This is a genomic window from Bartonella sp. AD328YNZD, from assembly GCF_042196425.1.
Window position 1 is genome coordinate 1 of sequence record NZ_JBHIQG010000845.1, and the last position, 566, is coordinate 566.

The 566-nt window shown below is 42.6% G+C and carries 1 protein-coding gene; it reads right to left on the bottom strand.

Annotation, left to right across the window (positions count from 1 at the left end; all coding sequences use genetic code 11):
* Nucleotides 1-566: DNA translocase FtsK (locus tag ACFIO3_RS15370; RefSeq protein WP_375704812.1), on the bottom strand; the 566-nt coding region annotated here is incomplete at both ends.

Consider the following 566-nt stretch of genomic DNA (forward strand, 5'->3'; position numbering starts at 1 on the left):
ATAATGAGACGACATTGCTCAGGTGTCATCCGATAAAGCAGAGATAAAATCATTGTATTGATAGCAACAGACTTTCCTGATCCTGTTGTACCAGCAACCAAAAGATGAGGCATTTTTGCTAAATCCGCAATAACAGCTTCTCCCCCAATTGTCTTACCCAAAGCAAGCCCCAATTTTGCTTTGCTTTCAATAAACTCCTGCGCTTGCACAATTTCTCTTAAATAAACCATCTCACGCTTTGCATTGGGCAATTCTATTCCAATCACATTGCGCCCTGGAACTACAGCAACACGAGCAGAAATCGCGCGCATCGAGCGCGCAATATCATCTGCTAGACTGATGATACGAGAAGACTTAATGCCAGCAGCCGGTTCAAATTCATATAAAGTAACCACCGGTCCAGGACAGGCATCTATAATTTTCCCTTTGACCCCAAAATCTAACAAAACCCCTTCAAGTTCCTGAGAATTTGCTTTTAAAGAAGCAGGTGAAAGTTTTGCATCCCTAACAGACGGTGGTGGAACCGAAAGATAATCTACAAGTGGAAGAACAAAGCCACCATTTGA